Source organism: Ruegeria sp. S263 (genome assembly GCF_056780525.1).
Window position 1 is genome coordinate 2,852,373 of sequence record NZ_CM165558.1, and the last position, 13,182, is coordinate 2,865,554.

At 57.2% G+C, this 13,182-nt stretch carries 14 protein-coding genes; 9 read left to right on the plus strand and 5 right to left on the minus strand.

The annotated features are described in order from the left end of the window. The first annotated feature begins 6 nt into the window (after nt 1-6). From bhcB to bhcD, 3 genes are read left to right on the plus strand one after another with little or no spacing between them, the layout of a single operon-like run. On the plus strand, nt 7-978 hold the full coding sequence (gene bhcB / locus ACT2B1_RS14190; protein ID WP_481667984.1) for a beta-hydroxyaspartate dehydratase BhcB: 972 nt from the start codon (nt 7-9) through the stop codon (nt 976-978). An 11-nt stretch (nt 979-989) separates the two neighbouring features. Next, nucleotides 990-2,153: a 3-hydroxy-D-aspartate aldolase BhcC gene (bhcC, locus tag ACT2B1_RS14195; protein ID WP_171239634.1), complete on the plus strand. Its 1,164-nt coding sequence runs from the start codon at nt 990-992 to the stop codon at nt 2,151-2,153. Between the two features lie 15 nt (nt 2,154-2,168). Continuing rightward, a complete protein-coding gene (gene bhcD / locus ACT2B1_RS14200) occupies nt 2,169-3,152 on the plus strand; it encodes an iminosuccinate reductase BhcD (RefSeq protein WP_481667985.1) in 984 nt (327 codons plus the stop codon). Nucleotides 3,153-3,207: 55 nt separating this feature from the next. Here bhcD and ACT2B1_RS14205 read toward each other — a convergent pair whose 3' ends face one another. Continuing rightward, nucleotides 3,208-3,993 (minus strand): inositol monophosphatase family protein, encoded by a 786-nt coding sequence (locus tag ACT2B1_RS14205; protein ID WP_171120360.1) that lies wholly within the window; start codon nt 3,991-3,993, stop codon nt 3,208-3,210. A 96-nt stretch (nt 3,994-4,089) separates the two neighbouring features. After that, entirely contained in the window at nt 4,090-4,995 is a 906-nt protein-coding gene (locus ACT2B1_RS14210) for a LysR family transcriptional regulator (protein WP_481669027.1), read from the minus strand. A gap of 94 nt (nt 4,996-5,089) precedes the next feature. On the opposite strand from ACT2B1_RS14210, the gene metF reads away from it, so the two are divergent. Together metF and ACT2B1_RS14220 are read left to right on the plus strand one after the other, a co-directional pair. Further along, on the plus strand, nt 5,090-5,956 hold the full coding sequence (gene metF, locus ACT2B1_RS14215; RefSeq protein WP_171120358.1) for a methylenetetrahydrofolate reductase [NAD(P)H]: 867 nt from the start codon (nt 5,090-5,092) through the stop codon (nt 5,954-5,956). Nucleotides 5,957-6,118: 162 nt separating this feature from the next. Next, nucleotides 6,119-6,781 (plus strand): DnaJ domain-containing protein, encoded by a 663-nt coding sequence (locus tag ACT2B1_RS14220; RefSeq protein WP_171122300.1) that lies wholly within the window; start codon nt 6,119-6,121, stop codon nt 6,779-6,781. 57 nt (nt 6,782-6,838) lie between these two features. On the opposite strand, the gene ACT2B1_RS14225 is transcribed toward ACT2B1_RS14220, so the two are convergent. Next, on the minus strand, nt 6,839-7,357 hold the full coding sequence (locus tag ACT2B1_RS14225) for a YHS domain-containing (seleno)protein (protein ID WP_171120355.1): 519 nt from the start codon (nt 7,355-7,357) through the stop codon (nt 6,839-6,841). A 247-nt stretch (nt 7,358-7,604) separates the two neighbouring features. Between ACT2B1_RS14225 and yghU the strand changes: the two genes are divergently transcribed. Further along, nucleotides 7,605-8,483: a glutathione-dependent disulfide-bond oxidoreductase gene (gene yghU, locus ACT2B1_RS14230; RefSeq protein WP_171239631.1), complete on the plus strand. Its 879-nt coding sequence runs from the start codon at nt 7,605-7,607 to the stop codon at nt 8,481-8,483. Nucleotides 8,484-8,524: 41 nt separating this feature from the next. Here yghU and ACT2B1_RS14235 read toward each other — a convergent pair whose 3' ends face one another. Further along, the gene (locus ACT2B1_RS14235; protein ID WP_171122295.1) at nt 8,525-9,313 is read right to left on the minus strand and encodes an SseB family protein; all 789 of its coding nucleotides are present in this window, start codon (nt 9,311-9,313) and stop codon (nt 8,525-8,527) included. Then, nucleotides 9,306-9,893 carry a uracil-DNA glycosylase family protein gene (locus ACT2B1_RS14240; protein ID WP_481667986.1) on the minus strand — a complete coding sequence of 196 codons (588 nt, stop codon included), beginning with the start codon at nt 9,891-9,893 and terminating at the stop codon, nt 9,306-9,308. The genes ACT2B1_RS14235 and ACT2B1_RS14240 overlap by 8 nt, the downstream gene beginning before the upstream one ends. Before the next feature lie 229 nt (nt 9,894-10,122). Here ACT2B1_RS14240 and ACT2B1_RS14245 point away from each other — a divergent pair, with 229 nt between their 5' ends. From ACT2B1_RS14245 to kdsA, 3 genes are read left to right on the plus strand one after another with little or no spacing between them, the layout of a single operon-like run. Further along, on the plus strand, nt 10,123-10,782 hold the full coding sequence (locus ACT2B1_RS14245; protein WP_171212237.1) for an ABC transporter ATP-binding protein: 660 nt from the start codon (nt 10,123-10,125) through the stop codon (nt 10,780-10,782). Further along, nucleotides 10,760-12,334 carry a KpsE/RkpR family capsule polysaccharide export protein gene (locus ACT2B1_RS14250; protein ID WP_481667987.1) on the plus strand — a complete coding sequence of 525 codons (1,575 nt, stop codon included), beginning with the start codon at nt 10,760-10,762 and terminating at the stop codon, nt 12,332-12,334. Before ACT2B1_RS14245 ends, ACT2B1_RS14250 begins: the two co-directional genes overlap by 23 nt. 5 nt (nt 12,335-12,339) lie before the next feature. Further along, nucleotides 12,340-13,173 (plus strand): 3-deoxy-8-phosphooctulonate synthase, encoded by an 834-nt coding sequence (gene kdsA / locus ACT2B1_RS14255; RefSeq protein WP_481667988.1) that lies wholly within the window; start codon nt 12,340-12,342, stop codon nt 13,171-13,173. Nucleotides 13,174-13,182 lie beyond the last annotated feature (9 nt).

Consider the following 13,182-nt stretch of genomic DNA (forward strand, 5'->3'; position numbering starts at 1 on the left):
TTGATCATGCTGGATCACACCCCCGCCGCGAAGCTGACAATCGACGACATGCGAGCGGCGCATGAACGGATCAAACCATATATCCGCCGAACCCCGGTCATGGTGTCCGACTACCTGAATGACCTGACAGGCGCCGATCTGTTTTTCAAGTGCGAGAACTTTCAAGAGGCCGGCGCCTTCAAGGTTCGCGGAGCAAGCAACGCCGTGTTTGGCCTAAGCGATGAGATGTCGGCAAAGGGTGTCTGCACCCATTCCAGCGGCAACCATGCGCTTTCGCTGTCGTATGCGGCCGGGCGGCGGGGCATTCCCTGCCACGTGGTCATGCCGCGCACGGCACCACAGGCCAAGAAAGATGCGGTCCGGCGCTTTGGCGGAACGATTACCGAGTGCGAGCCGTCGACCACCTCGCGCGAAGCGACGTTTGCCGAAGTGCAGGCCAAAACGGGCGGCGAATTCGTCCACCCCTATAACGACCCCCGCGTGATCGCTGGGCAGGCGACATGTTCGGCAGAACTGCTGGAACAAACCGACGGCGTGGATGCGGTCATTGCGCCGATTGGCGGCGGCGGTATGGTGTCCGGAACCTGTTTAACAATGTCAAACCTGGCTCCCGGTACAGCGATCTATGCCGCGGAGCCGGAACAGGCGGATGACGCTTATCGTTCGTTCAAGGCGGGTCGCATTATCGCGGACGACGCGCCCAAAACGGTTGCCGACGGTCTGCTGGTGCCGCTCAAGGAAAACACGTGGCACTTTGTGTCCAACCACGTGACCGACATCTTCACCGCCTCGGAGGATGAGATCATCGAGGCGATGAAACTAACGTGGAAATACTTGCGCGTGGTGATGGAGCCGTCCTCGGCTGTGCCTTTGGCAACCATTCTCAAAAATCCGGACGTGTTTCGCGGAAAACGCGTCGGCGTAATCATCACCGGCGGCAACGTGGATTTGGACAAGCTGCCCTGGCTCAAAGGGTAAGGAGGAATAACATGAACAAACCTGTGAAATTTGACGACCTCGAAGTCGGCTTCGACATCCCCGCCTCAATCGGTATGGACGAAAAAGACATTCAAACACCGTGCCTGATACTCGATCTGGACGCGCTGGAGCGGAATATCAGGAAGATGGGCGACTATGCCAAGGCACATGGCATGCGCCACCGCGTACACGGCAAGATGCACAAGTCCGTTGATGTCGCCAAACTTCAGGAAAAGCTGGGCGGCGCGGTGGGTGTCTGCTGTCAGAAAGTCTCGGAAGCAGAAGTTTTTGCGCGCGGCGGCATCAAGGATATCCTTGTATCAAATCAGGTGCGTGACCCGGCCAAGATCGACCGCCTGGCGCGACTGCCCAAGACCGGAGCGCGCACCATCGTCTGTGTGGACGACGTCAATAACGTCGCGGACCTGTCCGCTGCGGCAGTCAGCAACGGCACCGAATTAGAGGTTCTGGTCGAAATCGACTGCGGCGCGGGGCGGTGCGGCGTGACCACAACTCCGGCTGTAATCGAGATCGCCGAGGCGGTCGTGGCTGCCCCAAACCTGAAATTCACAGGCATTCAGGCGTATCAGGGCGCAATGCAGCATCTCGACACGTACGAGGCCCGAAAAGAGAAACTGGATGCTGCAATCGCGATGGTAGAAGACGCAGTTGACGGGTTGAAGGCCGCAGGAATCGACTGCGAGCTGGTCTCGGGCGGCGGCACCGGGTCGTATTATTTCGAAAGCAATTCAGGTGTTTACAACGAGCTGCAATGCGGCTCCTACGCCTTCATGGATGCCGACTATGGCCGTATTCTGGACAAGGATGGCAAGCGGATCGACCAGGGTGAGTGGGAAAATGCGTTGTTTATCCTAACAAGCGTCATGAGCCACGCCAAAGCAGATAAGGCGATCTGTGATGCAGGTCTAAAGGCGCAGTCCGTCGATAGCGGCTTGCCGTTCATCTTTGGGCGCGATGATGTCGAATACCTCAAATGCTCGGATGAACACGGCGTGATCGGTGATCCCGGCAATGTTCTCAAGGTCAACGACAAGCTGCGTCTGGTTCCCGGTCATTGTGACCCAACCTGCAACGTCCATGACTGGTATGTGGGTGTGCGGGGCGGCAAGGTTGAAACGCTCTGGCCTGTTTCGGCCCGTGGAAAGGCGTTCTGAGCAATGAGGGATATCATGACTTCTCAAGACGGGCTGCTGATCGTAGGCGAAGATCTTTGCAAGCAACTGGTCGGCCGCCAGCAAGCCTTTGACGCGGTTCAGTCGGTCTTTGGCGCAATGGCCAACGGCGGGGCGTGGAATTTTCCTGTTGTGCGCGAGGCGCTGGGTTACGCGGACGCATTGTACGGCTTCAAGTCAGGGTTCGACAGGGAAGGACAGGTGCTGGGTGTAAAGTCGGGCGGATATTGGCCCGACAATGCCGAAAAAAATCTGACCAACCACCAATCCACCGTCTTTCTGTTCGATCCTGACACCGGGCAGCTCTCTGCGCTTGTCGGGGGCAATTACCTGACGGCGGTGCGCACGGCGGCCTCGTCAGCGGTCTCGATTGCACATCTGGCGCGGCAAGATTCGAAGGTTCTGGGGATGGTTGGTGCAGGTCATCAGTCCGCCTTTCAACTGCGTGCGGCAGCCGAACAGCGCGCGTTCGAAAAGGTCATCGCCTGGAACCCCCACCCGGACATGCTGCCGCGTCTGGCTGCCGTGGCCGAGGAAATCGGGTTGGAGTTCGAGGCCGTCAGCCAGCAGGAACTGGGCGCGCAGGCGGATGTGATCATCACGATCACCTCAGCCTTTGAACCGCTATTGATGAATGACTGGATCAAACCCGGCACGCACCTTGCCTGCATGGGCACCGACACGAAAGGCAAGCAAGAGGTCGACCCCGCGCTTTTGGCCGCAGCAACCGTCTTCACAGACGAGGTCGCCCAATCCGTTACGATCGGCGAAGCCCAGCACGCTGTAAACTCGGGGGCGCTGAAGCAGGATCAGATCACACCAATTGGTGCCGTGATCAACGGGGATCACCCCGGCCGGACCAGCGAAGACGAAATCACCCTGTTCGACGGAACCGGGGTCGGTTTGCAGGATTTGGCAGTTGCGTCGGTCGCCGCGCGATTGGCGGATGAGGCAAGCTTGGCGCAGCGCGCGGCCCTATGAAACGAAAAAGCGCGCCTCGTTCGGGGCGCGCAACTTCGATCGTGGCGATCAGGTCTTAGCCCCGGATCACCTTTGCAAACTGGTCAAAAATCGGTTCGTTCGAACAGATCACCTCGCCATCTTCCAAGACACTGCCTTCGGGGTTTAGGGCCTGCACAAAGCCACCGGCCTCTTTCACGATGATGATCCCGGCCGCCACGTCCCATGCGTGCAGGCGGCGTTCCCAGAACCCTTCGTACCGACCTGCGGCCACGTATGCCAAGTCAAGCGCAGCCGAGCCCCAGCGGCGCACACCGGCGCAGGTCGGCATCAAACGCGCTAGATCCTGCAGCGTTGCTGGCAAGTCCGAACGGCCACCAAAGGGCAGGCCCGTCGAAAAGATAGACTCGATCATACGATGACGACTTGAGACGCGAATGCGGGTGTCATTCATCCACGCACCTTCACCTTTTTCGGCAAAGAACATCTCGTCCTTGGCCGGGTCGTAGATCACGCCAGCGACGATCTTGCCCTTATGTTCCAACGCGATTGAAATCGCCCAGTGCGGCAGGCCGTGCAGGAAATTCGTTGTCCCATCCAGCGGGTCCACGATCCAGCGGCGGGTGGGATCTTCGCCGGGGATTTCGCCGCCCTCTTCGGCCAGCCAACCATAGGTCGGGCGCGCGCCCAGCAGTTCCTCTTTCAGGATCGCCTCTGCGGCGATATCCGCCTTTGAGACAAAATCGCCTGCGCCTTTCATCGACACCTGAAGGTTCTCGACTTCGCGAAAATCTTTGACCAAAGACCGCCCCGCCTTGCGCGCGGCTTTAATCATGATGTTGAGGTTTGCACTGCCAACCATTGTCCAAAGGCTCCTGTTCGGTCAAACCGCGCGTATACTGATGCAAAGCGCCCTTGCCAAGAGGAATGATACGCATAGCAGACCCGCGATTTGCGCCTATTGCTGTTGCAGCTTGCGGGCCTCGGTTCCGGCCAGTTGAATCAACTCCTGCACATAGGGCTTTTCAAGGTCTTCCGTGCGAACCGCTGCGTACAAACTGCGCGTAATCCCATCCTTGGTCAGTGGGCGTGTCACATAGTCGGAATTGTACTTTACCTCGCGCACGACCCAGTCGGGCAACACCGAAATCCCACGGTTCGAGGCAACCAAAAGCAGGATGACCGCCGTCAGTTCCACCTGCCGGATCGCGGTCGGTTCCACCCGCGCAGGGATCAGCAACTGGCTGAACACATCCAGTCGCGTGCGCTCGACAGGATAAGTGATCAAGGTCTGCCCCCGGAAATCTTCGGCTTCGATATAGTCCTTTTGCGCCAAGGGATGCACCGACGCGGCGACAAATACGGCGTCATAGTCGAAAAGCTCGATGAACTCGACACCCGGCAGGTCTTCGGGGTCGGACGACACGACAAGATCGACCTCTTCTTTTTGCAGCGCTGGCAAAGCGTCGAACGCAAGACCTGGTTTGATATCTACATCGACATCCCCCCACGACTTGCGGAAGGTTTCCAGCACGGGAAACAACCACTCGAAACAGGCGTGGCACTCGATAGCGATATGCATCCGACCGGTACGACCATCACGCAGGGACGAGAATTCGTGCTGGGTCGCTTCGACCTGCGGCAGGATTTGCTCGGCCAACCGCAACAGGCGCAGACCAGCCGCCGATAATTTCATCGGCTTGGACCGACGTAGGAAAAGTTCAACACCCGCCTGATCTTCCAGCCCCTTGATCTGATGACTCAGCGCAGACTGCGTGATGTTCAACTGGTCCGCAGCGCGGGCAAGCCCACCACATTCATGGATCGCCTTGATTGTGCGCAGGTGCCGGAATTCGATGTGCATTTCAGATTCGCTCATGTTGTTCTTGAACAATATGAGTTTGTCTCACATAGCAGAAACTGGCACAAGACCCGGGACCGCAGCAAATGAGGCCAAGATGACCAAGCCAGAAATTTCGTTCGAGTTCTTCCCGCCGCAATCGCTGGAAGCCTCTTTTCGGTTGTGGGACACTGTTCAGACATTGGCCCCACTTGATCCTCGATTTGTGTCTGTCACCTACGGTGCAGGCGGAACCACGCGGGAACTGACCCGCGATGCGGTGGCAACTTTGCACAAATCTTCTGGCCTGCCTGTCGCGGCCCACCTGACCTGTGTGGATGCGACGCGCGAGGAAACATTGGCCATTGCCGACAGTTTTGCCAAGTCAGGCGTCCAGGATATCGTCGCGTTGCGCGGTGACCCACCAAAAGGTCAGGACAGTTTTGTTCCGCACCCTGACGGCTTTCAGAACTCGGTCGAACTGATTGCGGCGCTGGCTGAAACAGGCAAGTTCAACATTCGCGTCGGCGCCTACCCCGATATCCACCCCGAGGCGCAAAATGCGCGCACAGACGTAGACTGGCTCAAGGCCAAATTGGACGCCGGTGCCGACGAAGCCCTGACGCAGTTCTTCTTTGAGGCCGAAACCTTCTTCCGCTTTCGCGACGACTGCGCCAAAGCGGGGATCGACAAGCCCATCGTGCCGGGAATTCTGCCGATCGAAAACTGGAAAGGGGCGCGCAACTTTGCCCGCCGCTGTGGAACGCGCATCCCGGCATGGGTTGAACAGGCGTTTGACAAGGCCGTTCGCGACGACCGCGAAGACCTGCTGGCCACGGCCCTATGCACCGAGCTGTGTTCCGACCTGATCGAAGGCGGTGTCGACAAGCTCCATTTCTATACGCTGAACCGCCCGGAACTTACCCGTGATGTCTGTTTTGCATTGGGCATCACACCCAAAACCGAGCTTCAGAACGTCGCCTGATCCAAAGGTCCGAACACACGATATTGTCGAGCCAAACCCGGGGGACAATCCATTCGCAAACACCCCTATTGTTCCCCCTTCATATTCAATTTTTTGCCTTATTTGACAAAAATTCACCCGTCCTGACACTGGTTCTCGTAGTTGTTTAACGAGTGATTTGTTATGGAACCTGTTGATAGAATCAGGGCGCGTGCTGAGGCACTTCATGCCCTTGGATTGAACCAGCAAGCTGGTTCTGCGGACATCAGGAACGCGTGGCGACAGATCGCGTTTCACGCACATCCCGATTGTTCCTCGTCTGATGCGGCAGACTTCACACGCGCCAAGGAAGCTTACGATCTTTTGCGCGAAGAAGGGTTGGCTGGGAAAGCTGCTGATGCCGGAAAACCAAAGCGTCCCAGGTTGCGCAAACGCGTAATCACGCTGGAAGATGCGGATATCGATGCCTGTCGTTCATTGCTCGACAAAGCGCTTGCGCATGTTTCGGAAGAACAGGAAGCCAATCAGACCGAGGCGACGGTCGATTTGCGGGCCGACTCGGATCATATCCCCGAGGCTGTCGGCTGCTATGGCCGCAACCTGACGTATTTCGTGCCATCTCCGGTTTGTGAAGGTGCAAACCGTATCGCGCTTCCTACGTCGATTTTGGCTGGGACTCGCCGCACCGAGACTGAGGTCCTCAGTTTTCAGTGCAAAGAGGCCGGTGCTGGCGAGGTGGTTGTCCCCGAGACAATCCTGAACCGCAAGTTCCCCGGCGCAAAAAGCGTCCGCATCCGGTTCGAGGCGGATCAGAAAACTCAGGATGAGTTTTGGCTGGCCAGTTGACTTCGACACAAAAAAACCCGGCTGAAACAGCCGGGTTTCCATTCGAATTTCCACTTATCAGTTTGAAACCGGAGCGTCCGAGGTGAATTTCGGAATGACGGCGGTTGATGCTGCGTCGGCCTCGATCCCCGGCCAGTTCCCTTCGGCAAGGTTGATGTTGCCGGGAATGTCTTCCTCAAAGAAACCTACGACCACATCCGTGATGTTGAGATACAGCTTGTCGTCCACGATCCGCCAAAGGTTGGGATTTGCCGGAACCTTGCCGCCGCGCGAAACGCCATAAGCGCAATGGCCATCGTATTGGGGCGCATAAAAGGCGGGGTTCTCAAGGAACTTGTCGCGGTTTTCTTCGGTCGAAAACGCCCAGGTTGCACCATTGTATTCAGCGGTGATATCCGCCCGGCCGCGCACTCCTTCGGGCTGCGCCTGACCGACCGGAGACTGATCGAGGCCGCGATAGGCGACGACGTCATAACCTGAAACCGCAAAACCAGTGCCATCGACATACTGATCTCCGGCAAATGCGGGCAGCGACAGCGCAAGAGTAGCGGCTAGGGTCAGGGCAAAGCGTTTCATGTGTTCAATCCTCATGTCCGAGGAGCGGTTCATCGCTCCGGTTTTCGGGTTCGGTCTGAGGATAGGTGATTTGTGTGCTCTGCGCAGTCCCGCTCGCGCCGCTGTGACATCGCACGTGAAAACGTGAAGGTTTCGCCCCGTTTGTTACAAAAACGACCCAACTTCCGGGGTTGGACTCTGAAGTCTGCAATATTAGCTGTTGTGACGGACGGACAATTTACATGAAATCTTCTGGGAAAGACGGACAATGACCGAACAAACGACCTATACGCCCCCCAAGGTCTGGACATGGGACAGTCAGAATGGCGGCCAGTTCGCCAATATCAACCGGCCGATTGCCGGGGCCACACATGACAAGGACCTGCCGATCGGGCGTCACCCGCTGCAGTTGTACTCCTTGGCGACCCCGAACGGGGTAAAGGTAACCGTCATGCTCGAAGAGCTGTTGGCGCTGGGGCACGAAGGCGCCGAGTATAACGCATGGCTCGTCAATATTGGTGACGGTGACCAGTTTGGATCAGGTTTTGTCGAGGCCAATCCAAATTCGAAGATTCCTGCCCTTTGGGATCGCTCGGGTGAAAAGCCCGTACGTGTGTTCGAAAGCGCTTCGATCCTGTTCCATCTGGCGGAAAAGTTTGATGCCTTCCTTCCCAAATCCGGCCCAGAGCGCGTAGAGGTCATGAACTGGGTGTTCTGGCAAATGGGCAGTGCGCCTTATCTGGGCGGCGGGTTCGGACATTTTTACGCCTACGCGCCCGAAAAGTTCGAATACCCGATCAACCGGTTCGCCATGGAAACCAAACGGCAACTGGACGTGCTGGATCGTGAACTGGCCGACAAGACCTATATCGCGGGTGACGACTATTCGATCGCAGATATTGCGATCTGGCCCTGGTACGGCCAACTGGTTCTGGGGCGTCTTTACAGCGCGGCCGAATTCCTGGACGTCGACTCCTACAAGAACGTCATGCGTTGGGCCAAAGCGATTGACGAGCGCCCAGCCGTCAAACGCGGCCGAATGGTGAATCGCGCATTTGGTGAGAAACATACGCAGCTTCACGAACGTCACGAAGCCAGCGATTTCGAAACCCGCACGCAGGATAAGCTTGAGGCCGCGGCGGAATAAGACACCTAGACCTCGCGGGGAACGCTCCGCGGGGTCTTGTTCTACTTCAGGACAGGCGGTTTATCCGGGTCGCTGCCCGGCGCAACCTGCGTCATGGCCCGCGCTTCGGGCTGCGGCAGATCAAAGCGCAATCCCACACGGGCCAGAGATGCCGCGGCTGCATCTTGTGCACTGAAAAAACCGACATCCATCGCCCCGGCCTCAATCCCCGAAAACGTCAACGCCTCGGACGCGGCTTTGGCCAAGGCGGCCTCGGCACCGTCTACCGCGTCGACGAATCCCAGCATGTGCCCTGAGCCACCTTCTTTCGATCTGGTGCCCACAAGAAACGCGGCCTGAGCCAGCCCAACAGCGGTGGCCAACTTGGTGTCCAGCGCGGTCAGCAGTTCATCTGGCAATCCCGCAGGCGGTACAAACTCAGCAAAGTGCTGCTCAACTTCTTCGGGGCCATGTTGAAGGGTTGTCGCCAGCCAGCCCAACGCCTCGGACGGAATCAACATCGAAGACGGGGCCGTCTCCAAATTCAGACCCAACCCGATACCTTGCCCCGCCAGCATCGACGACAGAACGCGCCCCGACACCGCGACATAGGGAACCGGGCGGCCAGCGAACTGCGCCAGACGGTCCTCACGATCAAAGGCCAGCACGAAACTGCCATCTGCAACGTCAAAGAGTTCGGGTGAGATGTTTTCGTCCCGTGCCTCTTCGGTCAGCATCAAGAACAACTCGCTGTCCGCCAACCGTTCAAAGAACCTCAGACGCGCGGCGTCGTCCTGAGGCGCAGCGTCCATCGCGGCATGAGCCGAATCCAGCGCGGTTATCTCAGTCATTCAATACCTCTTGCACCCGCGCGCGCAGGACCGGCAACAGGTCGGACGCGAACCACGGATTTTTCTTGATCCATGCCGTATTCCGCCACGAAGGATGAGGCAAGGCAAAGACCCGCGGCGCATGGTCCCGCCAGTTGCGCACAGTGTCCGTCACCAACCCGCGCGCTTTGAGGTGATACTTGAATGCATGGCCGCCCACGAGGACAGTCAAAGAAACCTCACCGAGCGTCCGCATTACCTTGTCATGCCAGGTTTGGCCGCAAACCCGCGGCGGCGGCAGATCGGCCTTACGCACATCATACCCCGGAAAGCAAAACGCCATCGGCACAATGGATACGCAGGTGCGGTCATAAAACGTGGTTTCATCCACCCCCAGCCATTCGCGTAGCCGATCACCTGAGGGGTCTGTAAAAGGCCGCCCCGAGGCATGCACCCTTGCGCCCGGTGCCTGACCGGCTATGAGAATCGGGGCGCCTTTGCGAAACCAGACCACCGGTCTTGGTTCATGGGCCGTCTCAGTGGCCGCGAACCGATCCGCGCAAAGACGGCAGGCCGCAATTTCTTCTTCGAGTGAATTCATAAGATCGCAAGGTTTCCTGAAGCAAACTGCCCGAGAGTTACTCATAACCTAGTCACGGCGAGGTTCTTCCGAAACAGGTGGAAAAGTCACAATTAAAACAGGCCGCAACAGGATGCATTGAACATTTGTTTCATAATTCGACATAATGCAGCCAACGTGAATGGATAAAAACTCTGCTTTTCCGCCTCCCTGACCGGTAGGAATTGACAAGAAATATAGCAGGCCCAGAATGCTTGAATTCGAAAATGTCAGTAAGTCCTTTTGGACCGGGACACGCCGCAAAGTGATCCTGGACAGGGTTTCGTTCAGGGTCGAGCTGGGCAGATCCGTTGGCATTCTCGCACCAAACGGAACCGGAAAAACCACACTGATCAACATGATGGCCGGGTTAGAGAAACCCGACGACGGGGTCATTCGCAAATCTTGCCGGGTGTCGTTTCCCATGGGCTTCACCGGCGGCGTGTCCAACAAGTTGTCAGCTTTGGAAAACGCACGCTACATCGCCAAGATCTATGGCATGGACCCGGACTATGTCGAAGCTTATTGCAGTTGGCTTTGTGGTTTGGGCGAGTATTTTGATCAACCGCTCGCCACCTATTCGTCAGGCATGAAAGCGCGCTTTACGTTTGCGCTCATGTTGGCGCTGGACTTTGACATGTACCTCATAGATGAGGGGATGCCAGCCACGACAGATGTGGAATTCAACAAAAAAGCGGGCGACATCCTGCGGGAAAGACTGCGCACCACCACTTTGGTGATCGTGTCGCACAGTCCGCAAGTTCTGGAGAAATTCGCGCGCCAAGCGGCTGTTCTGGTGGACGGCCAGCTATACATGTTCGACACCTTGGAAGAGGCAAAACAGCTATATGACTACCAAACCCAAGGCTAGAATCTATAACTGGCGGCGCAAGCGCAGCGGATCGGGCACGGCCGAGGCCCGCGCCGACGCAATGTCGCGTATCCGAGAGGCAACCAGCGCACCCGAGGCGGCCAACGAACCGCAGCCGGGCACGGATATTGACGATATCAAACGTGAAGGTCTGACAGGACGCCAACTCAGGATCGCCCGCCGTCTGGCCCATAAACACGGTTTGGCGGCAACGTCGGATTACGATGCGGTTCGGTTGTTGCGAAAGAAAGGCATAGATCCGTTTGAACGCGCCAGCCTGCTGGACCTTGCAGCGGAAAAGAAGCGGGCCGAGGACGAGACAACAGACAAGGTCAAAATCCAACTGCCGCAGACTTTTTCCGAAGGCCCTCAGACCCTACCCGGCCCTGAACTGAACCCTGCACAGCGCCGGGAATTCGAGATCGGCGAAATACAAAAGGACATCGCTCGCCGCCGCCGTCGCAAACTGTTTGCCCTGTTTGCGCGACTGGCTGTGTTTGTGCTGCTGCCGACAGTGGCCGTCGGCATGTATTTCTACCGCTACGCGACACCGATGTATGCCAGCGACTCGGCCTATTCGATATTGCAGGCCGATGGCGGCGGTGCAGCGTTTGGCGGTTTTCTGGCCGGAACACAGTACGCCACCGCGCAGGATTCGGTCGCAACACAGGAATTTTTGGAATCCAAGGACGCTCTGATCAGGTTGGAGCGGGACATGGGCTTTTCGGACATCTTCAAACAAGAATGGATTGATCCGATCCAGCGCCTTGCCCCGGACGCAAGCCTCGAAGAAACCTACAAGCTCTACAAGCGAATGGTCACGATTGGATATGATCCAAGCGATGGCATCATCCGCATGGAAGTTGCGGCCCCGGACCCTGATATCGCGGTGGGCTTGTCCGAAAAACTGCTGTCCTACGCGGAAGAAACGATCAACGGCCTGTCCGAATTGAAGCGAGAAGACCAGATGCGGGATGCACTGGAAAGCTTTGAACTCGCACAGGAAGATCGCAGGCAGGCGCAGGAAGCACTTATCGAGCTGCAATTGCAGGGCGCGATTCTGGACCCCGAAAATGTCATTGTCGGCTTACGCACGCGCATTAACACACTTGAAACCCAGCTTCAGGAGAAAGAGCTGCAATTGGCGGCGCTATTGGACAACTTGCGTCCGAACAAGGCCAAGGTGGACGGCGCGCGCGCTGATATCGCCCGGTTGGAAGCCGTTCTTGAGGAACTGAATGCCGAAATGCTGGACGTTTCTGGCGGCGAAAACTCTCTGGCCCGGCTAAGCGTGCGGATTCAGATGGCGCAGGCAGATCTTGCCGCACGCGACATGATGCTGCAAACGGCCATGCAACAGATGGAAACCACCCGAACCGAAGCAAACCGCAAGGTCCGTTACTTGTCGGTATCGGTGAATCCGGTTCCCAGCCAGGATCCGACTTATCCGCGCAAATTCGAAAATACGATTTTGGCTTTCCTGTTGTTTGCTGGTATCTACCTGATGATCTCGCTAACAGCGTCGGTCCTTCGTGAACAGGTATCCTCGTAAGACATATGAAACATGTAAAAATCTCCGACCTCACGGTCGGCAATGATCTGCCTCTGACGATCATCGCCGGCCCCTGCCAACTTGAAACGGCCGATCACGCCCAGATGATCGCCGGCAAAATGAAAGAAGCCTGCGACGCTGCAGGCGCGCAATATATTTTCAAGGCCTCGTATGACAAAGCGAACCGGACCTCATTGTCCGGGAAACGGGGTATGGGGATAGAATCCGGGCTGAAGGTTCTTGGCGACATCCGCAAGACCATGGGTATTCCGGTTCTGACCGATGTCCACACCGAAGCCCAATGCGCCGTTGCGGCCGAATTTGTGGATGTCCTGCAAATCCCGGCGTTTCTATGCCGGCAGACGGACATGTTGCTGGCTGCGGGTAACACCGGCAAGGCCGTGAACGTCAAAAAGGGTCAGTTCCTTGCCCCGTGGGAAATGACCAATATTGTCGACAAGGTCGAAAGCACAGGAAACCAGAACATCCTTTTGACCGAGCGTGGAACCTCGTTTGGGTACAACACGCTGGTCGCTGATATGCGGGCGCTGCCTCAGATGGCTCAGACCGGGTACCCCGTTGTTATGGATGCGACCCACTCGGTTCAGCAACCCGGTGGCAAAGGCGGATCATCCGGCGGACAGCGTGAATTTGCGCCAGTCATGGCCCGGGCTGCTGTCTCTTTAGGCGTTGGGGCGGTTTTCATTGAAACCCATCAAGACCCGGACTCGGCACCTTCTGATGGTCCGAATATGATCCCCTTGGATCAAATGCCTCAATTAATTGACACATTGATGCGCTTTGATGCGCTGGCGAAAGCCAACCCAATTCAAATTTGAGCACGAGCT